This is a genomic window from Haloarcula marismortui ATCC 43049 (genome assembly GCF_000011085.1).
GTDB classification, from domain to species: Archaea; Halobacteriota; Halobacteria; order Halobacteriales; family Haloarculaceae; genus Haloarcula; species Haloarcula marismortui.
In genome coordinates, this window is sequence record NC_006397.1 from 47,231 (window position 1) to 71,633 (window position 24,403).

Genomic DNA, 24,403 nt, shown 5'->3' on the forward strand with positions numbered 1-24,403 from the left:
ACTCAGGTGATTACTCCGGTGGTCCGAGTCTGAGATCATGCCTGGCGATGGGAGGAATGTCGATGCACGTACGCGAGTGCCCGCTCGCTCGTCTTGACGTGGTACCGCGCTCCTTCAGCTGGTCGGTCGAGGTCCATCGCCGGAAACACGTACTCACACAGCGCCGCGTTACCTGCTTTGCCTTTTTTTCGATGTAACGCTGCTCGGATCGGATAGAGACATAGCTCTTGTCCTCTGGTTCGAGCGCCCACAGCCGAGCGGGTTGCCCAGCTCGTGGGCAACCCTGAGAATGCGCTCGGCGGACGTCTGAATGAACATCTTGAATCGCTCAGGGAATCGGTCGCGCCAAGCACGACCGAATGCGGTTCCCCCCGGTGCCGTCTTTCCGTCTGCGAACTGCTCAGTAAATCGTTCGTGGCAGGCGTTGTACAGCGTTGATTAATCAGGACGAGAATCGACGCCGAGCGCGTCGAGTAGTGATGGCTCGGCGTCGAGGACTGGCAGAGCGCGGTTTCGTGGTTCCAGTTGTGGTAGAGCCCATTAAGTGAAGCCGGGCCACAAGCTCGAAATCAGTAGTACTAGCGTCCCAGCGGGGTTCGTATCATGGTTTTGTGTGCTACCGATCGTGATCGGCAGCCACGTGAGAACGATTTCGACATCGTTGTATTGGTCGTGACCGAACCAGTGGGTTGCGAGACAAAGGCCCGTCAGGACATTGGTTTCTGGGTCACGCTTCGGTCTGCAGTCCCCAGACCATACGGGCGTGTTTCCCTGATTTCTCGTGGAGCGGTTCGAATGCCTTCGCACGAGTCGTAGCTGTGTGGACCATCGACTGGCGCGATGGCCCACACGCAACTCAGACCACGCATAGACACTGACGGTCACGGCCGTATGCTCGTTCAGTTCTCCGTGGACTCCCACGCATTGGGATCGTTATTTTGGACTACACGCAACCGCCGCCTGGACCCAGTTCCGCGAATAATCGCAAGACTGCAAGCGGATTGGGATCAGAGATATCTACATAATGTACATTATGTGCGAAACCCAGATCGTGAAGCGAATCAGACAAATCCGAGTTTAGTCGTTCGCGGCCTGCTCGCTCAGCATCTCCACAACTTCCTGAACACGTTCCTCATCAGCTTCGATACCACGCTCTCGGAGGATCTGGAGGGCGACCTCGTCACCGTGGTCCGCAATCACCCGGAGACACGCATCTTGAAACTCTCGTCCCTCGAACTCGGGGACATCAAACATTGAGCATACGGCAGTCACCGAGGATCGCATTCGGGTGACGCCATTCCACGTCTCCTCTCGGACATAGAAGCCGTGCATATCGGTCTCGTCAAAGGAGAAAGCCGGCCCGCCGGTGGATTCGTCCATATCCTCCTTATCTTGATCAGGTGCGGACTCAATCTCCGACTCTGTGTCCTCAGTAGCTATCTCCTCATCCGGTTGCGGTTCATCCTCCGTGTCAGTACGTTCGTCGTCTGGCGCCGTCTCTTCCTCCGTTTGTTTGAGCTGTTCGGCGACGTCTCCGAAACGGTCGTCCTCATTAGGCATGGCTGTGTTCCTCCACGAGGTCCGCCAAGTGGTCGAAATTCGGGATCTGGTCACAGTCTTCGTCGAACTCTGAGACGGGCATTCCTTGCTTGAACGCGCGGGAAATCGCAGTCCGTTCCCGGATTCCAGGCTTTGGAATACTCTCAACGGTCTGATCAGAATCATCAAGAGTATCGAATATCTCTGGGTCGATACGAGCGTACTCAGGGACGAACGCACCGAACTCTCGATTGAGATTTTCAACGAGGGTCCGATGCTCGTTGTGTTGCCCCATTGTTTCTCGAATTATATTTGGGGTAACTGCGAGGATGTCTAACCCGATATTCTGCCGGATTGGAGAAATTTGACGTTCAATCATCTTATTGAGACCGTTAATCGAGCCAGCACGTGGGATCAGCGGGACTATGACACGTTGGACTGCGATGAGAGCGTTGTCAGAAAGTTTCCCTCGGCCACCTGCCGCATCAATTATCACGTAGTCGTATCCGTTTTGAATGAGCGGATCAACGACGTTCCGCCGAAGCTTCACATCTGCAAATCGTTCGTCCTTCAGCCTCGTCTCCACATTCTCGAGATCGTTGCTCGACGGGAGCAGGTGAACGCCGAAATCCGTCTCAATAAGGAGGTCCTCGGGGTCCTCACCATTGATGAGGGCGTCACCGAGGTTAATATCTCGATCGTAGGCATCATCGTACCCAAGCTGGGTCGTCATGTGCCCGTCCTTATCCAGATCTATGAGTACCGTCTCATGGCCGCGAGCAGCGAGTCTATCAGCGATGTTGAGTGCGATCGTGGATTTTCCTACGCCGCCCTTTAGCAACGAGACAGCTGCTCCAGGGAGCCCCTCAAACTCGTCGGCACTCATAGGTCAGCACTCCCGTAACAAATGAATTTTGTACATTTTGCAGATAATTCACATTGTGCGAATATTAAACGTTGTGTGCGTTTCGTTGATAATGTAGGTTTTGCTCGACTCATACGATACTAATGAAGTTCATCCATGTTAATTCTGCGTCAGACAGATTGCGTACGCCATCCACACAATCTACATTTTGTATATTATGTAGATTGTTGCTACAATCCTTATTTTGCCATAATCACCGAAATATACATAATTCGAAAAATTTGCATAATCTACATTTTGTGTACTAATGTGATCACCAAGCATTAATTGACGGAATGGACGGAATCCGCAGTATCTCGCGGCAGAATAAGGTTGTAACTAGCCGTTCACTACAAAAAACTGATCGTGATCATCAAACTAATCAGAGTGTCTCGGCTCCGAAATCGGAGTTGTCTGTCTAACCCCCGGTAAGTAAAGTTGCTGGCTATCAAGCTATAGAGTATAGATAAGTATTAGCCAACAACCAATTGTAGCCGATCTTGTTGTTGGTTAATCCGGATCACGACAGAATCAGAACGAGTCTAACGTCGTCGATGTCTCGTCTGTAGCAAACAACTCCGCTAACCGCTCGTCCTCTTGAAGTACTTCCTGTGCCAAATCCGCGCGAATCGAAAATTCGTACTCATAGTATGAGCCCCCTTTGGGGCCCTTATTCTGTTCATCTACGTCCAGGAATCCTTTCAGCGTCAACTGTGACAACCGGTCATGAATCGTTCTGTCAGTCCGCACATCCGCATCGATACGCTTTGCAGCCATTACATACCGCTCATAAATTCGGTTACGCTTGGACGGCGTTTCATCCTCCCGCTCCAACAGTAATAGGGAGTAGAGAGTCAGTTTACTCTGTGTTGGCAAGCGAGTTAATTCGTCGCGCACTTTATCGCGCTCAACAATCTCGTCTGCCTGTCTCACATGCGCTCCGGTGATGACGTCGGACTCCTCATCTCGTGCCAGATCTCCAGCCTTATACAATCGCTTCAGCGCCTGTCGGGCACTTCCAGAGTCTTGTGCGGCAAACGCTGCACACAACGGAACCACATCGCCCTCCAAAATATCAGACTGTAACTCATAACTGCCATCATCAAGTCGCTGAGCCGAAGTACCGTGAAACGCCTCACCAGCACGCTGTTTCAAGATGTTCCCGAGTTCGTTCGCATCATACGGTGGAAAATGGATCTCTTCGTCAGCGAGACTGTCCTTCACACGCGCTGAGAGGTTATCGCGGAACGTGAAGTCATTCGAGATACCGATTACCCCAACCAGTGTATCTTCAACGTTCTCGTTATCGTTCGCCCGTGGAAGCTTATACAGGATGTCATCATCATTCCCAATGGCATCAATTTCGTCAAGTACGATCAAGCAATGTGTTGCATCGAGTGCTTCCAGCTCATCGAACAACATATTGTAGATCATCCCGCTCGGATACCCGGTCGGTTTGATTTGCTCGGTTGGCGGACGAAATTGATTAATGAGGTTTGCAGCCACCTGATAACTGCTGTTCAGCGATTTGCAATTTAGCTCAATTACTTGAACATCGACACCGTCGATATTTTGCTGATCCTCGATCAGTCGTTCAACGACCATCCTCGAAGATAGTGTCTTCCCGACTCCAGTCTGGCCATATAGAAATAGGTTTTTCGGCGGCGCACCGTTAATCACAGGTTTGAGCGCACTCTGGTACTGCTCAAGTTCTGTGTCGCGCTCAATAAGGCGGTCAGGTTGATACCCGTCCCGTAGGACCGATTCGTCTCGGAAGATAGTGGAGTCAGGAGAGAACGGTTCGAGTCCCATCGTATACCCGATAGATACAATCTATGTGAAATAAAACCACCGCTTCATGGGACTCATTTGTTTCATGAGATGCCCCCACTGCTTCATGAGACATATGCGTCGGTTTTCACATGAGTTGGGACGTTTTGCACTAACCCCCTCCCCCCAGATTTCACGAGAGTATCGTTAGAGAGGAGGGGAAGAGAGGGCAAAATGAAACTCTGAATGAGAAGAAGATTTAATACAGATAGATTAGAACAGGATCCGTAATACGTTAGGTTCAGTTTAATTCTCTAGTGAGGTCCCAGCAAGAAACGTCAGACATTATTTCTTCCCTCCCCTCCCCTACAGCAACTCTCATGAAATATGGGGGGAGGGGGAGAGATCAACCTGCATGAGTAAGGAGACATCAACTTCTCATGGATTGTCGCTAACAAACGACATCCATCGCTAGTAGCCTATATCCATAGGAATCTACGGTCGCGTTGCTCTTCATTTGATTCACTGAGAGACCATCAATCCCTCTCCACTCACTGTCTGGACTCCGTGCTTTCTCTGAGTTACTACACAATTGATGACCTGCTCTGTTCATACTACACCCCACATTTCATGAGTTAGGAGCTGCGCTGCTATTCTTGAACTCTCGTGAAATGTGGGGGGTGGGGAACAAAATTCCGGTTAACTGGTCCATATTAACTCTCGTGAAAACCGGGGGGTCCCACTTCTCCACGACCGATACAGCAAGACAGGCACTATCAGAGTTGAATTACGCCGCCTGTGTAGGTGTTTGCGTTGGAAGTCTCATCTGGAGGCTCTCATGAAAAGGGACAGATTAAACATAACATCGCAGCTGAAATTATTCAGGTCAGCTATCCTGTACCACATGAGACATCTGTTTATCTAACTGAACTCAGGCCTCCTGTTTGTTCTAATACATCATGTAGGCGATTGAGATATTGCCCACTATGTCCGTTTTGTGCAACCCTCACAGTCGGAGGTTCCACACAATGTCCAATCCACCAGACGATGCATTGCTGACCGAACTCGCAACCTACCAGAACCGAAAGCTCCTGCTCTGGCAACTTGCAGCAGACGGACGCTCGTTCTGTGGTATCCAGTTTATGGCTCGGGAGCGCGACCTGCAGGGCGCGCCCGTCGACGAACAAGTCCAAGCCTTCGTCGACGATATGCTCTCGGACGGCGAGGTTCGACCAGAGTACGACGCGATGGCGGACTGGGAAGCCCTGGAAGCGAACCACGGCGACACCGCCGACCAGTACCTCTAGATCGGACTCTGCCGCAGGGCGATTTTGTGTCGCCTCCATGGCTGGAGGCTTTCCAGTATGTTGCCGACAGCCGAACCACCGTTTGACCCGATCTTCGTTGATGAACCGCTGCTTACCTCAAACTACAAAGAGACGATCATCAGCAAAGTCGGCTTGCCATTCTACGCCGACGTTGAGCGCCCCGATGAAGCGCCCGCTGACGAGCGCGAGCGAACCATCGACCTTGCGGAGCGAGTCCTGCGTGCCGGCGGCGTCCGAACCGGCTTCGGACACCACGAGGAAGTCCGGACCTCGATGGAGTCGTGGGCTCCCAATGCCGACGAGGAATGTGATGCTAGCCCCGGCTACTGGCGCTCTTATGTCCTCTTGATGTTTCCCCAAGAGATGAACTTCGGGCAGCTAAACGGCGAACCCGAGCAGAAGCACAAGAAGGCCAAGACCGTGCTTGCGTGGGCCGCCGACTGTATCGACAGCGACGTCCTTCAGGAGATCGAGCGGTCCCAAGCCGAGGACATCAAGCAAGCATGGCGCGACGCCGCAGAAGCCGAACTGACCCAACGCGAAATCGAGCAGTTCGCTGAGGACCCGCCAGACAAACTCGATGGGTGGACGAAACTTGACGCCAACCACGACGGTGTTGAGGTTGCCTACGTCGCTGACAACCACGGGACGCCGTCGGTCGCGGCCGTCTTTGAGGGTGCTGACAGCGAGTTGGAGGCGCTTGAGTTCACGCTGGCGGCGTGGCAAGAGAACGACGGCAATCCTCGTCAGGCAAGGCCAAATCGGTACTGTGTCACGACTGACGGTGACGGGGCCTACGCCCAACTCCGGTCGCATCTGCTGACCTTCGAGGTTGAGCCGATGGAGGCACTCGAAGTGTAGGGCCATTCCTGCGCTGAGCATGGTCACATCCCAGGTTCACCACACCGTGTTTCGAGTGTAAATACTACTGTAGTCTGGTGGTTTTTCACCGGAAGCGGTGGTGTGTATGCACGCGTGAGCAGTAGTGGTTTGATGATGGCAGTGCTGGATCAAATATGTTGTTTAGTATCAATTAACGGATTGTACCTTGGCGGGGTCGGTTTTCGGTAGCTTCAGTGCTCGGTGGACGCGTTCAACTACCTTTCTGGCGTGGCTAACTCCCACCAAGCACCCGCTTGAACAGGGTAAACGTGAGCAGCGTGAACAGGAGTCCATTGAGCATCCCCTGACTCGCCGCGAGGAGCTTCGCTCCCCACCCGATAGGACCGATTCCGCCGTAGCCGATGGTAGAAAAGGAAATGTATGAGTAGTAGATGCCATTTCCTATTACTGCCAGCTGGTCCTCGGCATTCCAGACAACGCCTGCCCCAGTCTCCAAGGGGCCTCCGAGGACATACAAAATGCCGTATACGAGTGGAAGAAGAAACGTAAGCGCAGCAATCCGCGGGAGTCGATTCCCGTAGCCACAAGTAAACTGCATCACACGGTTCAGGACGACACTAGCCCCCTTCTTTGCCTTCGTCGTTGCGTCCAGCGAGTATTCGTCTCTGATGAGACTGAGATTTTTTCGCCGGTTGTAGTGGAACCGCTTGTATTCGAACTCGCGACTCGCGGGCGTATCGCCGACGTCGTTGGCACTCGTCATTGCTTTCCGGTAGGTCTCTTCAATCACGTCGGGAGTCATTTCCACGCTGAAATCGCCAGTCGCGTTGTTCCCGCTGAACTCGTGTAGAACCCAGTCGTTCCGCTCTAAGTACGAGTGGTGATCCGAGAAGTCGAAATGGTCGAAGTCAGTACGGCAGAACCGAAACTGATCAAGCAGTTCACCGGACCCGTTCTCGCTTCCCAACTGGACGTTTCCGACTGTGGCCTCGGTGAAGTCGAATGGAATATTGGAATCGCCGGGTTCGACGATTTGGCCGCCACTAATACTCGCGCTGACGAAATTCATATAGATATCATCGTCAAGCGCGTGGAGACGGATATGCACCTCACCAGTAACGGTCGCGCCGGTGAAATCAACCTCGACCGCGAATCTAGTATCCCATAGAGACAGGTTCGTGAACGTAGCCTCCCGAAACGTAGCGTTGGTCTCGAAGACCGCCTCCTCGAATGTAGCGTTATCTTCGAGCGATTTTGCTTCCCCCTCGAAGAGCGCACCCACGAAGCTGGCTTCGGACTTGAACGTCGCTCTCTTGAAGCTCACGTCCTCGTGAAACCGCACTTCATCGAAGGTCGCAGGCCCACCAAAGGTCGCGTTCACGAAATCCGCGTCGGCGTAAAACTCCGTTTCGAAGGCACTAACAGAGCCCTCGAAGGTGGCGTCGTGGGCATGTACAGGATCGCTGAACACCGCCCGGTCGAGACAGAGGTCGCCGAGCACGTGCATATCATGGCAGTCGACCCGGGCTTCGAACTCCGCACGGTCGAGGTTGAGCCGCCCATCGAAGGTGGTTTCGCTGAAATCAGCGTACCGGAACCGGGCTAGCTTGAAATCAGCATCCCCACGGAAATGCGCATTGTCGAATGCGATATCATCTTCAACGGTACGGGCGCCGCCATTGAACTCGGTTCCCCGGAAGTTGGCACGTCCATCGACAGTAACGTCGGTAAACGTAGCGTCTTCGTTGAACGTGGCCTCATTGAACGTTGCTGACCGGCGGAACTCTGTAGTCGCGAATGTGGTGTCATCACCGAATATCGCGTGGGTAAACGTCGCATCATCGTCGAATTGCGTGTCGGCAAACGTCGCACACTCAACCGCTGCGCGATTGAACAATGCGGCTGACTCGAAGTGAGCGCCAGCAAAGGAGATATGATCGTCTAACTCGTGGCTGGAGCCACGTGCGGTGATGTTCCGAAATGAGGTCTCCCCGGTAAATGATGCGTCTCGGAAGCTCGTATCCTCATCAAAGATCGCTTCATCGCAGTCGACACGACCGTGAAAGTGTGCCTGAGAAAAGCGGACATCTTCGTGGAACGTCGTCTCATTCGCCGAGAATTCGTCGGTGACCGTGACTGCTGTCGCCTCAAGAATACCCGATAGGATGGCATCGTCGAGCTTGAGACTGCCAATGGTCGCCTCCCGGAGATTGATTCCTTGCGCAATGTGGCCGTGGGTGATGTCTAGTGCCGCAATATCGGCATGTTGGAAGTTGAGCAGATGGTTTGTCGCCCCGTCGATTTGCTGATATGTGAGCGACATTGTGGGAAGGTCGGCCCCGACGTACTCGTTACTTCGCGGGTCTTGAGAGGTGAGGTTCTCACGGAGTGTCTGCACGATATCGTCGTCGGTCACATCGAGTGACCGGCGCTCGGCACGCGACATATGGAAGATGCAGTTGTCGCTCTCTGCGTGAGACTCGTGTGGGCACTCCCATGTTGTCTCGATATACGCGTCTGTCTCGTTTGACGGGTCAAAGCGATACGAACATGTCTCGGCGTCGGGGACTGAGCTCATACGTCGCTAGGGGAGAGTGAACTGGGCATTGGGGTAGCTATTCAGTAGCGTGATTGTTTATTTGGAGCATAGTCGTTCAAAAAATCTCACGCCGTTCCTCCGGAGTGAGCGACGTATCCGGGGCGGAGTGTGCGCAGTGTTCGCACTCGTAGCTGCCGCCTCCTTCTTCGTACGTAATGATTGGTGTCCCCAGTATGAAGAACGCCTCCTTTTGTTGGCGTTCGATGATCGCATCAGCGGCTTCACCACACCCTCGACACCAGTCCTCATCTTCGGCAACCGACTGATAGGTCACCTTCGCGCGGCCGAACGTGACCGCGCTGTACGCTTCGTCTTCGGTCGTCTCAATGAGATCGTCGGCCGGAAACGGCTGCACGTCGATCGTATTGTCGAACCCGGTTTCGACGGCCGTGTCGACGTCGATGTAGGGACCCAGGTCGACTCGATTGTCCCGACCGACAATATGGACCTCGACAGCGGCATCGCCGCGAACAATGAGTTCGTTGTTCGTCCCAATGAGATAGCAGCTGACACTGCCTGTCGCGCCTGTCACGTTAACGGTGGACTGACAGCCTGAGAGAACGACCCCAGTGTTGGGATCCGTTACCTCTCGCTGTTGTTGCCAGCCACTTACCGTGACGTCGTAGGTTGCGGGGTCACGAGACGGCGCATCGCTTGTGCCGGCGTCAAAGACCTGTTCGGGGCCACGCGCTGAGAGTGCCCCATCGACAGCGCCGTGGGCGATGAACACGTCTTCGGCTGTGCCAACCGCGAGGTCACCATGGACGCCATCCGGTTCCGTGTAGCCATCCTCCAGCGTACCGGTGATATCAGTCACCGGGTCAGCCACGTCAGCAGCCGGTGTGATTGGCACGCCGGTGAAGACGTACTCGACGTTCCGCAAGTCGAGATCGCCGTCAATCGAGTCGGGCTGTACATACATGTCTTCCAGTCCGGACATCCGAACCGGTGTCTCTATGCCGCCGTTGAGAGTCACGTCGCCTGTGTACTCGCTCATGGTGTGAATCGGTCCGTTAGATGCTAGTCGGGGCCCAGTACTGCGCGATGCTTGTGGTGGTAACCACCAGCAAGTCGTGCTCTGGGTAGGTGTGGTACGTCTCGAACGTCCTGTCGTCGGTCGTGATCGCCGTATAGGCACGTGGCCCGAACTCGTAGCAAAGGTCGTAGTCCGCTTCCGGGTCAAATTCCGATAGTGGGAGAGTCATTGCCATGCTAGACACACCGTGTGGACTCGCAAGTGAGTCCGTACAGCCCTGTTCGAGCGGAATTACCTCGGCATCCTGTTCGGAGATGGGTTTGCACGAGCAAATTTCATGGAACCCGAGCGAGTCGGCAGTAACGGCGTGTGAGTTGCCGATGACGCGGAAGGTAGCTGTCTCCCCACAGAAGGGGAGCGTCTGTGCTTGTTTTACATCCATCGCGTTGAACGACGGCGGCACATCAGGATGTGCCAGATAGAGTTCAGTCGTGGTCTGGTGTGTTGTGTCGCCCATTATTTAATGAGGATATCGTAGTTTGGATGGAACACGCTATTCGGCCGGACACCGGCGTATCTCGGCGTGTCTACCCACTCGACCGCTTGGTAGCGGTGCTGATAGCGGTTCATGTATGCTGTGCCGTTATGTGGCGAAAGCGAATCGCGCGGTGCCGGTGCGAGCAGTGTGAACCGCTCGACGCGCTCTGTCTCGCCATCTGCGTCAATATCTTCCCATGCGAAATACGGTGCTGCACTCGTCAGGCCGGCTTTGTGAACCGTGTTGTAGTACGCGGTTCTGTGCTGGGCGTAGCTGTATCGTGAATACGTCCACGTCGCGATCACGCCGTCTGCTGTAAGATGCTGGCGCAGCTGACTGTAAAACTCCACAGAGTATAGCGGGAGCTGGTCGTCGTCGGTCGCCCCAGGGATGTCCAGCAAGATTACGTCATAGCGCTGCTCGGACTGCTCGAGGTACTGGAACGCGTCTTGCACGCGCGTCGATTTATTTTGGTATCGGTAGGCTCCGTCGTGGTACTGCGCAAGGAACGGATCGGTCTTCGCCCGCTGCATGAACTCGCCGTCGATATCGACGTGGTCGACACTAACCCCGTGTCGTTGCAGTCGGTCCATCGCCGCCCAATCGCCCCCACCGATGAGGAGAACCTTCGTGTCAGTACTATTTTCGAACATCGACAGCGGGACGTCGACGAGCCCTTGATGATAGCTGTCTGCCCACGACTCACAGAGTTGGACAGCGGAATCCAATCTGAGACAGTGTTCCGTGGTGGCACCGAAGTACGGGTTGTCGCCGCTGCCGGTCCACGTTCGGTTGTACTCCGTGACGCGTTGGTACCTCGTCGTCCACGTGTCTGTGACAGCAACGTCCATCGCCCCCGGAGCGTACTCCAACTCGAATTCTCGTTCGAAGTAGTACTCAGAGACGTCCTCGCCAACCGGGCCCGCGTTGACAGCCGCGGCGCCCGTGCTTGCTGTGACGAGCAGGCAGACTGCGAACAGCGCCTTCCCCGTTGATCCTACTGGCTGTGGGAGTCGGCTTCGAAGCGTTGGTCTGTGTGTGTTCGCCGTCGTGCTCGCGAAGATTAGCGCAGCGACGCCGTTCAGGAACGCAAGGACGAACACCGACGGTATGAGTCCAACTGCCGGATAGAGGAAGAACACGTAGACAAGTGAGCCGACTAACCCGCCAAGGTAGTCAAAGCCCAATACTGCTGCATAGGCACTTGTTTCATCGGCTGGGTCGCTCGGCTTGCCCTCTCGCCGCTTGATGCTAAAAGCGGCGCCCAACACCACTCCAAAGGCCCGATTCAGATGGCTGGTGAGTCGCCGAACCCCGCGGGCGATACTGGAGGGGGGCCGCGCCGTATCCCGAACCGATTCCGATAGTGTGGTCAACAGCGGCAACTCGAACCCTGAGAGGAACCCGATTGTGACAATCGGGAGCCGGGCAATCGCGCCGACTAGTGGCGCGTATGCAGCGGGGTATCTGAGCGTTCCGAGCAGGATGACGAGGAGGAACCCAAGCGGTGCAACGACGGCGAGGTACGTTTCGACACGGAAGAAGTTCGACTCGGGGTCTGTCTCCAATCGGCCTGAGAGGAACGATCCTAGCCCCAGCGACGAAAAGAACAATCCGATAGTGAGGCCGTACTGAGTGACGCTCCCGCCGAAGACAACTGTGTAGAGCTCGGCAAAGACGAGTTCGTACGCAAAGCTACACAGCGCAACGATAAACGTGAGCGCGTGCAGCAGCGGGACGCTGTGGCGCGGATGGTGCGGTCGTGGTGTCATTGGGGGGACTCAGGGCAACGAACGGCGGACGGGCGAGCTGCGGGTCAAATTCGGGGTGAAACCTTCCACTTCTGGGCTATGCTGTAGGTATCATTGTCGTCCTTGACGAGGACATCGACGGCCTCCCAGCCGAGATTAGTGCCGTCGGCTGCGGTAGTGTGTGTGCCGACTCGGTACCAGCCTGCGTTCGTGACGTCGATACTAACTGTATCGTCGGGATTTTGCCACGTCTCATCCCACGAAACTGGCCCTGGCGCAGGCAGCTCCTCGTCGGTGTCGCTTACTGGGCCGATGCGGGCAATTCCCACCTCGGAGATTTCGGTTTCGGCCCGGCGCACCTCGTCATCGTGGTCATCGTACCACGTCCCAACGTAGGCGCCACCGTGGTACTTGGCACGGCCTCGTCCAGTACGAGGCGCATCAGAATAGGAGGAGCCTCGGCCACGACCAACAGCACCGCGGCCACCGCCACCACCGCCTTTCTGTGCTTGGGCCGTTCCAACGGGACTCAGCGAGCCGATGACCGACAGTCCACTCGGTGAATCCTTGGCGTTGCTGTCGAGTGACTGCGCGTTCTGTCCATTGATTGGGACGCCGTCTCGTCTGGTGGCTACCCACGGGTCGTCAACGAGCTCAGCCAGCAGTTGGGCGCTATCGATTGTAACTGTGCTGAGGACTCGGGACCGGCGTGGTGGCGGGCTCTCTGAGCTACTACAGCCAGAGAGTCCGACCAGACCGGCTGTCGGAAGGAGGGCTGCGCCATGGAGGAATCTACGTCGGTCCACAGCAGGCCTTTGTGGGTGTATGTAAAATGTTTTTTTGTTCAAAAGCGTGTTTCACGTAAGGATACTCTTCCGCGCATGAAACTAGTGAATAGAGACGAATCCCCGAGCCGTCCCCGACTACTGGGTCGTGGGTGTGGTCGCACGGACAATGCTACCCAAACTGAGCTCGGACTAGCACTACTTCTGGGGGCTAATTCGGCAAGCTGATTGTGGCAGCTGAAGAAGCACTGCGATGACCGAACTTGCACATAACCACGGGAATGTGGCAGGCTTTCTCAGACAGTACCAGGCGTGCTTCGCCACGAGAGCCGACGGCTCTTCGTGACCAAACTGGGAGACGACGTGGCGTCGTGGGACACAGTACTTTCGCGGACTCATTCGACCTGTGAACAACAAATCTATCCAAGGAATCGCAAGCATGGTTGATATCAAACAAGAGAAACTCGGACGATTCGTCCGAGAGAGCGCCTGAGAGTGCGAAAACGTTGAGCAACACCTCTGACAGACAGCGCCTGAGGCGGCTCTGTGCGACGCGTGGCTCTCGCCGCACCGAGGCGTCTCAAAAGATAAGCTCACGCCATATCTCAGAGCTTTCCGACTTCGCCGCCGAATCTTACGTTAACCTGGTCGAGAAGCTCTCAAAGAAATCGTCCGAACCGTTCTCTGACTCACCAGTAACGTGCTTCATATGAGCGTAGAGATTAAGTACAGCGAACCGTCACTATCGATTCCGTGCTAACTCGGATGAATCGGTCCGTTAGTAGAACTGCTCACTGAGAGCAAGTGGGTCTCAAGCTATACCGACCGCCAAGAGTAATTGTGGGAATTGATTTCTGCCGTCCTGCGATTTCGCTCACAATCTATCCGGACCCTAAGTATATACTACCAGTTGTTATTAGAGCAGATTGGGATTCTGTACCGTCAAAGCGTTCCTGGGAGCAGATATCCCGATTCGGCAATGTTCAACTGACGGGTAGTATAAGAGTGGACGGTAACTTCAGCGAATGAAGCCGGCCGGCGTCCCTGATAGGTATTCCAGCCGTTTCTCCGAGTGTGATGGAATCGAACCGCTCGCTGCTCGCACGACTCATCAACGAACATCCGGTTGTGGTGTTCTCCGCACTGGCAATCGGACTCTCTTGGACGGTGTGGATTGCGACGTTTTCGATAACTACCTCACGGTCGGGACTATGGATGTTGGGAATAGTCCTCGGAGCCTTCGGCCCTGGAGCCGCGGGAGCGGTCGTGACACGCCTCCGTGGTGAATCAGTCCACGCTTGGCTCGCAACGATTTTCGATTGGCGACGACCACTCCGCTGGTACGGACTCGCAATCGCCGTCCCGGTGGTTGGGGCCCTTGGAGTCGCTGTCGTCGTCTTCTCGCTCGTGGGGCTTCCCGACAGCAGTTCCCTTGGGCAACTGGCCCCGCTCTTCCTGTTTAATCTGGTGCTGGCGACACTGTTCACCGGTGGAAACGAGGAGTTCGGGTGGCGGGGATTCGCACTCCCACATCTCCAGAAGCGGTTCAGTGCGCTCACCGCGAGTGTTCTCGTCGGTGGCGTCTGGGCACTCTGGCACGTCCCGATGTTCGTCTACGACGTGTACCCCCACTCACCGGTTCTGTACACTGCCAGCGTGGTTTGTTTTGCGGTCATCCTCACGTGGTACTACAACGCGTCGGACGGATCTGTTCTCGGTGCCGTACTGTTTCACGGGACGCTCAACGCCGCGGTGAACGTCCCCGGGCAGGCTGTCGGCGGCGCGGCAGCAGTGCCGGTCCCATACGCGGCGATTCTGACCGGCACGTTCGGGGTCCTCGCTACCTTGTTCGTCGTCCGCTACGGTCCTGAAACGCTTTCACACAACGAAGCCGTCCAGCCGCGCTGGACGGGTTCCCGGTCGACTGACGGAGCCGTGTCCGGTAATCCCTCCAGCGATGGACACGGAACTGAACCGTCCGACTGATACGGACTTTTGTAACGAATTACCGGTCATCCTGACCCCGTCTCCGGCGATGACCGGCAATTGACTACAAAAATTCGTGTGACGCCCTGACCCAATCGTCAAGTTCAATGTTCGACAGGCGGTTCAGTCCCGCCGCGGGGTCCACAAGCCGTAGAGAATCAGTCCCAGGCCGGCAAACTCAGGAATCTGAAGGAGGCTATTGAGTAGCGGGGTGGGGAGTTCCAGAATGTGAATAAATATCAAAGCCAGCGGAGCCTGCACGAACAACACCAGTATGAATCCGATCGCTATATACAACATCGGGCGGCTCCGGTTTTGCCGGTACGCCGTGTAGGCAAGGTAACTGATTGCCAGTCCGAGAATCATCGGAACTATCTCGCTGACCTGGCGGACTGTTCGTAACGTTTCGAGATTGAGTTGGAGTATGGCGAGCATATCAGCTACCCTCTACGAACTGTGTGAAGCGGTCGACCATCCGGTCCCGACGCGAGACCGTGATGTCGAAGCCGTCTTCGCTGAGATCGAGTTCGATGCCATCGAGTTCTGTCCGATAGAGTTTGTAATTCTTCCCATCGGTGACTGGCTGGATATCTTCGGTGACAAGATCGTACTCTCGGAGCCGTTCGAGTCGGCGGTAGACTGTCGGCTCCGAGACCCCGGCGCAGTCGCTGAGCTCTGCCGCCGAGCGAGGCTTCTTTTTCGCCTCGACGAGAATCGTGCGCGCACACTCGTCACCGAGCAGGTCTGCGAGTGCTTCAGGATCTCGCACGTCGGACACTGTAAGCGGGCCATCTCTTGGTTCGTCAATATAGGTTGTGCCGTTCTGGGCTTTCTGTCTGGCTTCAGTCAGAGAAGTCATAAGAAACTACCATCCATATCCGCGCTCACGTTTCGAGTACGAATGTCGAACAGACAGACACGCACGCCAACAAGTGTCCTCCTCCCAACGGTGTCTTGGACCGCCGCCTGCGACGACGTCGCCGCACAATTAGGTCCCGAAGACGAACTCCTCATCATCCACGATAGCAAGGACGACCCGGTTGTGGACCGAAAACCGCTCTCGGAGAACGTCCAGTTCATCCCTGCTGGCGACCCTGTCGGGTGTTCCGGGAAAGCAAATGCTATTGCCGCTGGGATGGAAGCCGCCAATCACGACCGTCTTGTCTGGACCGACGATGACTTTCATCACCCCCCGGACTGGCTTGACCGCCTCCACAAGGACTACGCCGAATACGGCCCGACAACAGAGTTGCCGGCGTTCGTCGGTCAAGATCCGCTTGCAGTCCTGTTAGAGCCTGTTTATGTCCTTGGGGGCACGCTCGGGACATACATGGGTGACCACGCCTGGGGCGGGGCTGTCATATTTGACAGAAGTGCTCTTGACGAGGAAAGGTTCCTTTCGGAGCTCCGCCAGACGATCAGCGACGATGGTCTCCTCGGGGAACACATTAGTGTGACATCAGTTCAACGCGTACGCCGGGTGCCAATGGGTGGAAGTCTCCGGCAGACGCTTGAACGCCATATCCGGTTCAACCAGATTTTCTCAACGCATGATCCAACGGTAGCGAAACTCTCATTTGGTGTGTTGGTCGCCGTTCTCATCGGTTGTGTCTTCTTCCCGCTCCTCGCGGTGGTACTAACGGTACTGACAGCCGGTGTCAGTGCTAGCTTCGGGGTTCGACGAGCCTCGCTACTGCTAACGGTACCAGCACTTGTAGCCGCTGTCCCCTTGGGGCTGTATGCTTTCGCCCGGGACACATTTGTTTGGGGAGGGCGACGGTACCGTTGGCACTCGAAGTTTGATGTTGAAGTACTGAACGAGTAGCGTTCTTTGGGCCACGTTAATCTGCGCAGATATCCGTGCCTGCCAAATCTGCTTGACTCTCTGGCTGTTTAATCAGCCGTAGTATGCTGGCCTTAGAACATACGCCATACCCCCTCTGTATAGCACAATGGCAACGATTTACCCTGGTTCTGTCAGGAACATCGTGGACCCGGAAGCTGTAGTCAGCAACAATCATTCACCGGTAGCCGCCAGTACAGCGACAACAAACCCGACGAGAACCGTGAGACCCATCGAAGCAAACCAGAGTTCAAGATTGATAGAAGTCGAGTGCTGCATACAGAGCCAGAGCATGTGTTTAACGTAGGGAGATGCCGATAGTAGCATTTCAGCCAATGAAACAGCGGCTAGGTCTTTTTGCGTATGATGAGCGAAACACGATACTGAGACATGAGCGAACGATCCTGTCCGGATTGTGATGTCCTGATGGAGCAGACAAACGTAACTGCCGAAGGCGTCGGTGACCTCTACATCGAAACTGAGAGAGACGGCGGTATCCTCGACCGCCTCGGTGTCGGGTATCAAGCCCCACTTTCTGCATACCTCTGTCCGGAGTGCGGGTTTACTCAACTCTATGCGGACCTTTCTGAGTAGTCGGGTGAAGCGTGTGCTCCATAGAGTCGTTCCCGACGAAACGCGGCACAGCACGGTTCACCGAGGATTACGTGTACTTCGAGGAGTCGTTTTGGGGGTACATTAAGTCACTCTACCGAGACTACTGGCAGCGCGGAACGTGGTGGTCCAGCAGTGCCCTTGTCGGCTATTTGTTTGCGTTTCCAATCGGCATCTGGTGGGTAGTCAGCGCGGTCCGCGGTGGCAGCTTCCTCCACATCGCCGTCGTTGGCGGGTTGATCCTCGTACTCTGGGCGGTGAATTACGCATGTGGGTTCCGATCACCAGACCGAATTCGACTTGCTACTATTGAGCAGGTCTCTGCAACAGATGGCATGATGGGACTGACACGTTCTCGACTCGTCATTAGGTACACTGACGGGGGAACAACCTGTAAACGCCGCGTGAACCTCCCGTCACTTTACACGAGCGGTGGAGAGACAGTATACGAACGGGCACAGGAAGCGTTTGCCGAGCGCGGATTCTGAAAGGCGCCTTTTATTTCGAGAGGACATCCCTTGAGCGAAGGGCGGTAATGCTGAATATGCGCGTCGTATCTTGCACGGCTATCAGAACATCTCTCTGAGTTGGTAGAACTCTCGGCGGTCAATTCGCAGGTCTACCTTGCGGCTGTTTCACTCGTCTCCACAGGTGAAGAAACTATATTCAGTGGCTGATATTATAGACCAAGACCCATTTTTTGATCCCCCGGTCGGGTGCGGGGCGGTCCAGTGAGGGCGTCCCGACAGTACCCATGGCATCGAAGACCACAAACGGCGAGCAGACCGGAGAACAGCACCCAGCATCTAGCGAAGCGCAGTTCCCAGGCCTCACACTCCACGCCGAGGGGACCGCAGATCGACTTCGGCGAGTCAATGAACCCGGGAAGGCCGATTGTCTCGAAACAGTCGAGGTTGAGCTAGCTGTCGAGTACGATATCGCCTCCTACGACGAGTGGCGCAATCTCGTCGACCCAGACTACGCCATACACGGACGGACCGTTGAGAAGGGCACGATCATCGACGACTTGCTCGACAGACTTGAAGACCACTACCGCCGGCAATCGTCCTCTAGGTATGAAGCCCCGGACTGGAATCTCACGGTGACCGGCTCGGCGACTGCGTGGCGACGACTCTTGATGGAATTTTCCCAGATGCGCGGTTCAGATTCCGACCGTGCCGACAAAGGCACTCTTCGTCTCAAACGGTTGCTCGCCGCAGACCTCGTAGACACAGGCGCAGCGCTGGCTGCCCTCGAACTCATCAATCAGTACGATCTGGACAGATCAACGGACACGTTCATCGCAGAAGTGACAGACAGCACGGACGGCGAGTAGTCAACCCGTCCTGTCTTGGTCTCTGTCGGTTTGTACTTCCCTCGGGGCTGGAGTTTAAATACGATGACGAACGCAACCAAGCGTGTGACTGACCGGAATCCTGAGTACGATCCCGCTGATATCCTCGGCGCAGCGAGTTCCGACCCTGAAACGAGGGGGAACGGACGGGAACGAGTCCTCGAATCCACCGGCTATCCCGACCGTACAGAGGATGAGACTCGTACCTGCAGAACCTGCGGACAGGATATCCCACGGGATGAACGCCAGTGTCCGTTCTGCGCTCAAACCGGCGTCTCAGAGATACCTTCCGACGATCAAGGTAGTAGTCCACTTGGGGAGTGGACGTTCGGTCGAGTAGTACTCGCGCTCGTCGAAGCGAACACTGACTTCCATGCACGAGCCCTCGGCGCTGCGGCCTTCTCCGTTTCCGACAGCATCGCGACCGGCGAGGATGTCTCCCATGGAACGGTGAAGTGTCGAGCAGCCTTCGGGACCGGGCCAGCCGCCACTCTCACCAAGGGCTGGCCCGACCTGCCGACCGAAGCCACGATCGACGAGGAATCCGGACAGGCGCTTCTAGAGACAGCCGACGAGCAGACCAACTGGGGCGGGAATGGGGACGACGTCAAGCCACGGATCTACCTCAAGGACGGGTCGCCAGTCACCGACCGCTCGGAGTTCCAGCAGCTCACGGATGAGTTCCGACAGGACGATGGGACGTACTGGCTTGTTCCCGGCGTTGTGAAGCGCCATCAGGCAAGAGCCGAACCGGAGATAATCGGCATCGGATTCTACTGTCGGCAGTGTGGCGCCGTGACGGGACACGAATCACACGGGCTGGACGGTTTCGAGTGTCACTCACACCTTGACCGGCTGATCTGGACCTGCAGGGAGTGTGGGCAGCACCGACACGAACCCGACCAAGAGGATGACACGGGGGACGTCACGGACTACGAGCATCTTCCCGACGGCGTCTCTCCCGAAGACATCCACGGCGACGAGCCAGACTTCCAGGAGCAGGAATTTCAGGACCAGATTAGTGCCTATCGCAAGCGGATTGGCTCCTTTCCGTGGGAGCGGTAGCTATTCTGTGGCTTCAGAGAGGACTTTTGAGTAAAGCTCATCAGAGATCCAGAAGCCAGCGTCACGAAGGGCGTCAAGTTCGTGTTTTAATTCAATGTCTCCAGCATTGGCTCCGCGGAGTAGTATTCCGATGACTCCCGTTACGGTCAGGCTGTGTCTCCGAGCGACCTGTCGACCGTCTTTTTCATCCAAAAGGATGAGGTCAGGATCGTGCTCGATGGCATGACAAATAGCAGCTGTTTCCCCGAGATCCAGCTCGTGGAAGATTTCAGTGAAGAGGTGCGACTGTTCGACCTCGGTAATCGTCAGGAACTCATCGTCATGCAACGAGCGAAGCGTGTCTACACCTGCCTCTCCATCAGTGAGTTCGTCCCACACCTGACGCGGAATGGTGATGCTCGAAAACTGCGATTTGAGAAGGGTGAGTTGATCGATAAGTGCAAGATTCAGCAGCGGTGACGTGTCCGAGACTACAAGCTCGTTATTCGGCATAGTCGAGGTCTTCAGCAAGTTCAGTGTCGGTGTAATGGCGTTGGATTTCGCGGTCTCCGAGTAATGTCTGGAATTCTCGGTGGGACAGTTCTGCCAATGCACGCGCTTTCCCGAACGAAAGGACATCACGTGCGTAAAGCGAGACAGCCAACTCTTGTTTCATTGCCTGCGGCCGCTCTCCCTCAGGAATTTGGAGCGCCTCATACACCTCCTCGTCAATTTCGATAGTAGCCATACTCGTCTGTTGGATAACCCGATTATTGAGTGTTTGGCTGCGCTATTCGCATATGGCGTCGTGTAGTCTCACCTGTGCGGTCGAAAACGTCTGTTCTCGTAGATGGGAGTGCAATTTGGCTACGATACGATTCGTGTTCGACGTCCATGACCGACCGGTGAACAGCTGAGGTTTTGTGTCTCCCTCGGAGCCAGAGGAGATCATGAGTACGACAGCGCCTGCCTTCGAGCGGAGTCCAGACTGTATGGCAAATGATACTGTAACCCGCCGTTCTGTGTCTCCGGCATTGTTGAAGAGTTGGCTGGCTTCGCACTCGGACAGCTATACTTTTGTTACGACCGAGGATGTCATAGAACGATACGAATCGTATTCCTTTCGCTGCAATCGAGATGAACTATCCGTTCACTACACCTGCGTGTTAAGTATGCGCAACTAGGGGCTCAGCGCCGTGCGGAGGTGGGGTGACAATGAAGAAGACAGGTGAGTGCTGATGCCCGGCAAAGTGAAAGAGTACGTGAAGATACCAACCTATCATACAAAACCAGCACAGTTTCACCAGTAGTCAATATAGAATGCCCACTGATCAGGAAGCATTCTGTCGGCTGTGTTAAATAGTGCCCTCTGAGCGACGCTGAAGTGACACCGATCTTTAGACCACCGGCACAACCCCTGAGGGCCCAACTCAAATCTGACTACTTTGACTAACGCCGCTACGCAACAGAGCAGTCAACTGAGCTAGAGCCAAGTGCCGTCTAGAGGCTCGAGAGCCAATCCAACACCGCGGCTGGATCTCCCAAAAGGGCGCGTGTATACCGACGAGATAGCCACGCCACGAGGTTGACGATATTCAGCGTTAGCAGAAACAGGACGGCGCCGATGGCCGAGAACAAGAGCGCGTCAGCCAACGAGTCGACAGCCCACTCACTGACTGTGACTACGAACTCCGCACCAACTAGCACGTTGTCCCACGGAATTGACAGTGACGGCACAAGCGTGACCGGGTCAGCGGGAAAGATACCGACACGCAAGCCGGGTTCGTCGTAGAACACCGGTGTGGCAAGAAATGTAATCGACATTGTCAGTCCGGTCACGAGGAACACGAAAGCACCGATACCGACAGGAAATTTCAATAGGAGATAGCCACACTCGGCCCACGTTCGACGGTTCACTATGAGCGCTCGCAGGCGACCTAGGACGCTGCCGTCCCGGAACGGATACGTTGGCGCGGCGATGTCAGTACCGAGTAAGAGATTGGCGAGCAAACGCTCAACGGCACCCAGTCCTCGAACAATAAGTAATGTCATGATGAACAACGGTATGCCAATAATAAGGACAGTCAGCGGCACTGCAATCGAAAACCCCGTAACGAGGATGACAAAGTACGCTATCCCGAAGGGAAAAGCCAACCCGAGATAGAGGAGATGGAGGTAGGTCCGAGGTTGCAACGGCGTGACAACGATAGATCGGAGGGAGGGCAACGATGCTGGCACAAGCATATTTTGGAAAGCCGCCGTCTAAAGATATTGGAGGACTGCAATATCTGAGACGTGGGACCGTAATTAATACCTCAAGCGGTACAACCACATTTTGATGGAGCCGGCCGCCGAGCCGGATGAGGAGCTCCTCACGCTCCTTGACGATGAGAACGTCCGGACGATCTTGGTCGAGACAAGAGAGGAGTCTCAGTCGGTTGAGGCGCTGAGCAACTGCTGTGGGGCCGATGACTCGACAGTGTATCGCCTCGTGGACCGGCTACAAGATCGAAATCTCCTCATCGCTCATCAGGAGTTGGACCCCGATGGCCACCACTACAAGACGTATTCGGCCCGGTTGGAGCGGGTCGAAATCGAATTTACCAACTCGGGCGTCGAGATTGATGTCGACCGCCGTGAACTGCCTTCCGACCGCTTTACGCGCCTATACGAGGAATTTACCGGATGATCTGCAATAACCACATACCGCTGCAAGTGACTGTGGAAGGTGGTGCAACGGTGACCAGCATTGCGGCGCTGATTACCTTTCTTGTGGCGACAGTGCTCGCCGTGCTCGTTACATATCGATTCCTGCAGGGATATCTCCAGTCGCGTTCTAGGCCCATTCTACTACTGGCCATCGGGATGTTCCTGCTGGCTCCAGCGCCAATGCTCCTCCGTCTCACTGCAGGGAATATTATCACTGTGACTACTCCAGTACGCGTTTTATCAACCACCGCGGTCGAAGCAATGGGACTGCTCGTTATCCTCGCAGTCATCTATCAGGGGGACCGATGACTGTGCTAGATACCCTCGCCACGGTTGGTGCAGCCGGGACTGCACTGCTTGGTATCGTTGTCGCGTCGTTGGCTTTCCGCGGCTACCGACGCAACGACAGTCCGGTGATGCGTGGGTTGGCAATCGGTATCGTGGCTATCGCTGTTGTTCCGTTCCTCGTCGTCGAGGTAGTTACCCCACTACTGCCGCTGACTGACGCACAGGCCCTTCTGGGCGCGACACTCTCACACACTATTGGTCTGCTTGCCATCTACCGGACGTTCAGTTCTAGTTAATAAATCTTTCCCACAGCTGTCAAACCTACAGCCATCAGTGTGTATATACCACCTATCCGGACCTCTGTCTACCCGTGAGACAGATGATGGAAACGACTGCAGGTGACACACTCCAGCAGTTCGTCACCGCACCGGTTCGTACAGCGACGTACAAGCGACTGCTCTACCTCCTGCTCGCGTTCCCGCTGGGGGTGGCTTACTTTGTTGCATTCACCACAGGGTCCTCCCTCGGCCTCGGGTTGGCATTCACACTGGTGGGCCTTCCGGTCTTGCTCGTGACGCTTGTCGCCACGACGGGAGCAGCCGGACTGGAAGCTCGCCTCGCAACGGTCCTGCTGGATCAAGAGGTGGCAACCCCTCCATCGCCACGAGAGACACTTGACTCCGATGACGGCTATCTTGCGGCAGTGTGGCGTTTTGCCACTGAACCGACCACTTGGACGAGCGTAGCGGTAGTCCTCCTGAAATTCGTGTACGGGATAGTGGCTTTCGTCGTCACTATCACCGGCACCGCGCTAGTCGGCACGCTGTTGGCCGCCCCTTTCGTCTACGACGATCCAGGAGTAAACTACCAGTTCGGACAGTACGCCGTCTCAACCCTTCCAGAGGCAATCGGTGTTGCCACCGTCGGTGTCGCCGGAATCTGGATACTGTGTAATGTCATCAACGTGGTTGCTGCGGCCGGCGGCCTCATGACCGATGCATTCCTCTCCGTCGGACGGGAGCGTGCGGCCTAATGACAAGTGCCACCACGCGATCATCGTCGGGCTCCGACGAAATGCACGCCGGACCGACGGCCGACGAACTACTGTCGTGTCTGGAAGACCAGTACACCCGCCAGATCGTGACTGCCTTGCAAGATGGCCCTATGCCAGCGCGTGATATCGTCGCGGCCTGTGACTGCTCACGACCGACGGTGTACCGTCGACTCAAGGAGCTGAAGGCAGCTACCGTCGTCACCACGGCGATGCGGTACGACCCGGACGGTCACCATCGGAAAGTATTCACACTCCAAGTCGACCAAATTACGCTTAAACTCCAGTCAGACGGGATTATCGTCCACACCTCGTAGTCCTGTCACAACTGCGTCGGGAAACGAGACGATTGTCCAGCTATCGGGTTTCCGGACCCGCAATTCGGTCATCAGTTCTTCTTCTCTCGGCAAGCAGTATCAGCACTCTGGCTGGCGTAGGGGCGATTTTGTGTCCCCCTCGGAGTCAGAGGAGATCGGAAAGCGC

Annotated in this window: 26 protein-coding genes and 2 pseudogenes; 14 read left to right on the forward strand and 14 right to left on the reverse strand. The window is 55.5% G+C overall.

What is annotated here, in order from left to right; genetic code table 11:
- Positions 1 to 128: 128 nt before the first annotated feature.
- The 4 genes and pseudogenes from RR_RS22855 to RR_RS20030 form a co-directional block, all read right to left on the reverse strand.
- Positions 129 to 402, reverse strand: a pseudogene (locus RR_RS22855) (ISNCY family transposase); the annotation flags it as partial.
- Positions 403 to 1,077: 675 nt separating this feature from the next.
- Positions 1,078 to 1,560 carry a hypothetical protein gene (locus RR_RS20020; protein WP_004966858.1) on the reverse strand — a complete coding sequence of 161 codons (483 nt, stop codon included), beginning with the start codon at positions 1,558 to 1,560 and terminating at the stop codon, positions 1,078 to 1,080.
- On the reverse strand, positions 1,553 to 2,425 hold the full coding sequence (locus RR_RS20025; protein WP_011225049.1) for a ParA family protein: 873 nt from the start codon (positions 2,423 to 2,425) through the stop codon (positions 1,553 to 1,555). Before RR_RS20025 ends, RR_RS20020 begins: the two co-directional genes overlap by 8 nt.
- 549 nt (positions 2,426 to 2,974) lie before the next feature.
- On the reverse strand, positions 2,975 to 4,255 hold the full coding sequence (locus RR_RS20030; protein ID WP_011225048.1) for a Cdc6/Cdc18 family protein: 1,281 nt from the start codon (positions 4,253 to 4,255) through the stop codon (positions 2,975 to 2,977).
- 986 nt (positions 4,256 to 5,241) lie between these two features.
- On the opposite strand from RR_RS20030, the gene RR_RS20035 reads away from it, so the two are divergent.
- Together RR_RS20035 and RR_RS20040 are read left to right on the forward strand one after the other, a co-directional pair.
- Entirely contained in the window at positions 5,242 to 5,520 is a 279-nt protein-coding gene (locus RR_RS20035) for a hypothetical protein (protein ID WP_004966100.1), read from the forward strand.
- A 57-nt stretch (positions 5,521 to 5,577) separates the two neighbouring features.
- Positions 5,578 to 6,402 carry a hypothetical protein gene (locus RR_RS20040; protein ID WP_011225046.1) on the forward strand — a complete coding sequence of 275 codons (825 nt, stop codon included), beginning with the start codon at positions 5,578 to 5,580 and terminating at the stop codon, positions 6,400 to 6,402.
- A gap of 253 nt (positions 6,403 to 6,655) precedes the next feature.
- Here the strand turns inward: RR_RS20040 and RR_RS20045 are convergent, their stop codons facing one another.
- The 5 genes from RR_RS20045 to RR_RS20065 all read right to left on the reverse strand — a co-directional run bounded on the left by RR_RS20045 (position 6,656) and on the right by RR_RS20065 (position 13,054).
- Entirely contained in the window at positions 6,656 to 8,962 is a 2,307-nt protein-coding gene (locus tag RR_RS20045) for a pentapeptide repeat-containing protein (protein ID WP_011225045.1), read from the reverse strand.
- A gap of 76 nt (positions 8,963 to 9,038) precedes the next feature.
- Positions 9,039 to 9,980: a hypothetical protein gene (locus RR_RS20050; protein WP_011225044.1), complete on the reverse strand. Its 942-nt coding sequence runs from the start codon at positions 9,978 to 9,980 to the stop codon at positions 9,039 to 9,041.
- Between the two features lie 16 nt (positions 9,981 to 9,996).
- Complete coding sequence (locus RR_RS20055) at positions 9,997 to 10,476, reverse strand: DUF2617 family protein (protein ID WP_011225043.1); 480 nt, start codon at positions 10,474 to 10,476, stop codon at positions 9,997 to 9,999.
- Positions 10,476 to 12,269 carry a spermidine synthase gene (locus RR_RS20060; protein WP_011225042.1) on the reverse strand — a complete coding sequence of 598 codons (1,794 nt, stop codon included), beginning with the start codon at positions 12,267 to 12,269 and terminating at the stop codon, positions 10,476 to 10,478. Before RR_RS20060 ends, RR_RS20055 begins: the two co-directional genes overlap by 1 nt.
- Positions 12,270 to 12,313: 44 nt before the next feature.
- Positions 12,314 to 13,054 carry a hypothetical protein gene (locus RR_RS20065; protein ID WP_049939207.1) on the reverse strand — a complete coding sequence of 247 codons (741 nt, stop codon included), beginning with the start codon at positions 13,052 to 13,054 and terminating at the stop codon, positions 12,314 to 12,316.
- A 517-nt stretch (positions 13,055 to 13,571) separates the two neighbouring features.
- Here RR_RS20065 and RR_RS21965 point away from each other — a divergent pair.
- Both RR_RS21965 and RR_RS20070 read left to right on the forward strand, forming a co-directional pair.
- A pseudogene (locus RR_RS21965) lies at positions 13,572 to 13,676 on the forward strand (IS1595 family transposase); the annotation flags it as partial.
- Positions 13,677 to 14,110: 434 nt separating this feature from the next.
- Positions 14,111 to 15,019: a type II CAAX endopeptidase family protein gene (locus RR_RS20070; RefSeq protein ID WP_011225041.1), complete on the forward strand. Its 909-nt coding sequence runs from the start codon at positions 14,111 to 14,113 to the stop codon at positions 15,017 to 15,019.
- A gap of 123 nt (positions 15,020 to 15,142) precedes the next feature.
- On the opposite strand, the gene RR_RS20075 is transcribed toward RR_RS20070, so the two are convergent.
- Both RR_RS20075 and RR_RS20080 read right to left on the reverse strand, forming a co-directional pair.
- Entirely contained in the window at positions 15,143 to 15,454 is a 312-nt protein-coding gene (locus tag RR_RS20075; RefSeq protein WP_004966849.1) for a DUF7521 family protein, read from the reverse strand.
- 1 nt (position 15,455) lies between these two features.
- Positions 15,456 to 15,878: an ArsR/SmtB family transcription factor gene (locus RR_RS20080; RefSeq protein ID WP_004966848.1), complete on the reverse strand. Its 423-nt coding sequence runs from the start codon at positions 15,876 to 15,878 to the stop codon at positions 15,456 to 15,458.
- A gap of 42 nt (positions 15,879 to 15,920) precedes the next feature.
- Between RR_RS20080 and RR_RS20085 the strand changes: the two genes are divergently transcribed.
- From RR_RS20085 to RR_RS20105, 5 genes are all read left to right on the forward strand, one after another.
- Complete coding sequence (locus tag RR_RS20085) at positions 15,921 to 16,844, forward strand: glycosyltransferase (protein ID WP_004966847.1); 924 nt, start codon at positions 15,921 to 15,923, stop codon at positions 16,842 to 16,844.
- A gap of 408 nt (positions 16,845 to 17,252) precedes the next feature.
- Complete coding sequence (locus RR_RS20090; protein WP_004966845.1) at positions 17,253 to 17,456, forward strand: hypothetical protein; 204 nt, start codon at positions 17,253 to 17,255, stop codon at positions 17,454 to 17,456.
- An 11-nt stretch (positions 17,457 to 17,467) separates the two neighbouring features.
- Positions 17,468 to 17,962 (forward strand): hypothetical protein, encoded by a 495-nt coding sequence (locus RR_RS20095; RefSeq protein ID WP_004966844.1) that lies wholly within the window; start codon positions 17,468 to 17,470, stop codon positions 17,960 to 17,962.
- Positions 17,963 to 18,228: 266 nt separating this feature from the next.
- A complete protein-coding gene (locus RR_RS20100) occupies positions 18,229 to 18,810 on the forward strand; it encodes a hypothetical protein (RefSeq protein ID WP_011225037.1) in 582 nt (193 codons plus the stop codon).
- A gap of 63 nt (positions 18,811 to 18,873) precedes the next feature.
- Complete coding sequence (locus RR_RS20105) at positions 18,874 to 19,893, forward strand: hypothetical protein (protein ID WP_011225036.1); 1,020 nt, start codon at positions 18,874 to 18,876, stop codon at positions 19,891 to 19,893.
- Here the strand turns inward: RR_RS20105 and RR_RS20110 are convergent, their stop codons facing one another.
- From RR_RS20110 to RR_RS20120, 3 genes are all read right to left on the reverse strand, one after another.
- Positions 19,894 to 20,385: a DUF3368 domain-containing protein gene (locus RR_RS20110; protein WP_011225035.1), complete on the reverse strand. Its 492-nt coding sequence runs from the start codon at positions 20,383 to 20,385 to the stop codon at positions 19,894 to 19,896.
- Positions 20,375 to 20,620, reverse strand: a complete 246-nt coding sequence (locus RR_RS20115; protein WP_004966840.1) for a UPF0175 family protein — start codon at positions 20,618 to 20,620, stop codon at positions 20,375 to 20,377. The genes RR_RS20110 and RR_RS20115 overlap by 11 nt, the downstream gene beginning before the upstream one ends.
- A gap of 752 nt (positions 20,621 to 21,372) precedes the next feature.
- Positions 21,373 to 22,116, reverse strand: coding sequence for a sensor domain-containing protein (locus tag RR_RS20120; protein ID WP_011225034.1), 744 nt, complete (start codon positions 22,114 to 22,116; stop codon positions 21,373 to 21,375).
- A gap of 94 nt (positions 22,117 to 22,210) precedes the next feature.
- Here RR_RS20120 and RR_RS20125 point away from each other — a divergent pair, with 94 nt between their 5' ends.
- From RR_RS20125 to RR_RS20145, 5 genes are all read left to right on the forward strand, one after another.
- Complete coding sequence (locus RR_RS20125) at positions 22,211 to 22,561, forward strand: hypothetical protein (RefSeq protein WP_011225033.1); 351 nt, start codon at positions 22,211 to 22,213, stop codon at positions 22,559 to 22,561.
- Between the two features lie 50 nt (positions 22,562 to 22,611).
- Positions 22,612 to 22,890, forward strand: a complete 279-nt coding sequence (locus RR_RS20130; RefSeq protein ID WP_229380461.1) for a hypothetical protein — start codon at positions 22,612 to 22,614, stop codon at positions 22,888 to 22,890.
- Positions 22,887 to 23,165 (forward strand): DUF7521 family protein, encoded by a 279-nt coding sequence (locus RR_RS20135; RefSeq protein WP_011225032.1) that lies wholly within the window; start codon positions 22,887 to 22,889, stop codon positions 23,163 to 23,165. The genes RR_RS20130 and RR_RS20135 overlap by 4 nt, the downstream gene beginning before the upstream one ends.
- A gap of 83 nt (positions 23,166 to 23,248) precedes the next feature.
- Positions 23,249 to 23,902: a sensor domain-containing protein gene (locus RR_RS20140; RefSeq protein ID WP_011225031.1), complete on the forward strand. Its 654-nt coding sequence runs from the start codon at positions 23,249 to 23,251 to the stop codon at positions 23,900 to 23,902.
- Positions 23,902 to 24,237 (forward strand): winged helix-turn-helix domain-containing protein, encoded by a 336-nt coding sequence (locus RR_RS20145; RefSeq protein WP_004966834.1) that lies wholly within the window; start codon positions 23,902 to 23,904, stop codon positions 24,235 to 24,237. The genes RR_RS20140 and RR_RS20145 overlap by 1 nt, the downstream gene beginning before the upstream one ends.
- Positions 24,238 to 24,403: the final 166 nt, after the last annotated feature.

Bases quoted from the DNA above. Each gene is read 5' to 3' on its own strand.
- RR_RS20020 (WP_004966858.1), bottom strand. From the start codon at position 1,560: ATGCCTAATGAGGACGACCGTTTCGGAGACGTCGCCGAACAGCTCAAA.
- RR_RS20025 (WP_011225049.1), bottom strand. From the start codon at position 2,425: ATGAGTGCCGACGAGTTTGAGGGGCTCCCTGGAGCAGCTGTCTCGTTG.
- RR_RS20030 (WP_011225048.1), bottom strand. From the start codon at position 4,255: ATGGGACTCGAACCGTTCTCTCCTGACTCCACTATCTTCCGAGACGAA.
- RR_RS20035 (WP_004966100.1), top strand. From the start codon at position 5,242: ATGTCCAATCCACCAGACGATGCATTGCTGACCGAACTCGCAACCTAC.
- RR_RS20040 (WP_011225046.1), top strand. From the start codon at position 5,578: ATGTTGCCGACAGCCGAACCACCGTTTGACCCGATCTTCGTTGATGAA.
- RR_RS20045 (WP_011225045.1), bottom strand. From the start codon at position 8,962: ATGAGCTCAGTCCCCGACGCCGAGACATGTTCGTATCGCTTTGACCCG.
- RR_RS20050 (WP_011225044.1), bottom strand. From the start codon at position 9,980: ATGAGCGAGTACACAGGCGACGTGACTCTCAACGGCGGCATAGAGACA.
- RR_RS20055 (WP_011225043.1), bottom strand. From the start codon at position 10,476: ATGGGCGACACAACACACCAGACCACGACTGAACTCTATCTGGCACAT.
- RR_RS20060 (WP_011225042.1), bottom strand. From the start codon at position 12,269: ATGACACCACGACCGCACCATCCGCGCCACAGCGTCCCGCTGCTGCAC.
- RR_RS20070 (WP_011225041.1), top strand. From the start codon at position 14,111: ATGGAATCGAACCGCTCGCTGCTCGCACGACTCATCAACGAACATCCG.
- RR_RS20075 (WP_004966849.1), bottom strand. From the start codon at position 15,454: ATGCTCGCCATACTCCAACTCAATCTCGAAACGTTACGAACAGTCCGC.
- RR_RS20080 (WP_004966848.1), bottom strand. From the start codon at position 15,878: ATGACTTCTCTGACTGAAGCCAGACAGAAAGCCCAGAACGGCACAACC.
- RR_RS20085 (WP_004966847.1), top strand. From the start codon at position 15,921: ATGTCGAACAGACAGACACGCACGCCAACAAGTGTCCTCCTCCCAACG.
- RR_RS20090 (WP_004966845.1), top strand. From the start codon at position 17,253: ATGAGCGAACGATCCTGTCCGGATTGTGATGTCCTGATGGAGCAGACA.
- RR_RS20100 (WP_011225037.1), top strand. From the start codon at position 18,229: ATGGCATCGAAGACCACAAACGGCGAGCAGACCGGAGAACAGCACCCA.
- RR_RS20105 (WP_011225036.1), top strand. From the start codon at position 18,874: ATGACGAACGCAACCAAGCGTGTGACTGACCGGAATCCTGAGTACGAT.
- RR_RS20110 (WP_011225035.1), bottom strand. From the start codon at position 20,385: ATGCCGAATAACGAGCTTGTAGTCTCGGACACGTCACCGCTGCTGAAT.
- RR_RS20115 (WP_004966840.1), bottom strand. From the start codon at position 20,620: ATGGCTACTATCGAAATTGACGAGGAGGTGTATGAGGCGCTCCAAATT.
- RR_RS20120 (WP_011225034.1), bottom strand. From the start codon at position 22,116: ATGCTTGTGCCAGCATCGTTGCCCTCCCTCCGATCTATCGTTGTCACG.
- RR_RS20125 (WP_011225033.1), top strand. From the start codon at position 22,211: ATGGAGCCGGCCGCCGAGCCGGATGAGGAGCTCCTCACGCTCCTTGAC.
- RR_RS20135 (WP_011225032.1), top strand. From the start codon at position 22,887: ATGACTGTGCTAGATACCCTCGCCACGGTTGGTGCAGCCGGGACTGCA.
- RR_RS20140 (WP_011225031.1), top strand. From the start codon at position 23,249: ATGATGGAAACGACTGCAGGTGACACACTCCAGCAGTTCGTCACCGCA.
- RR_RS20145 (WP_004966834.1), top strand. From the start codon at position 23,902: ATGACAAGTGCCACCACGCGATCATCGTCGGGCTCCGACGAAATGCAC.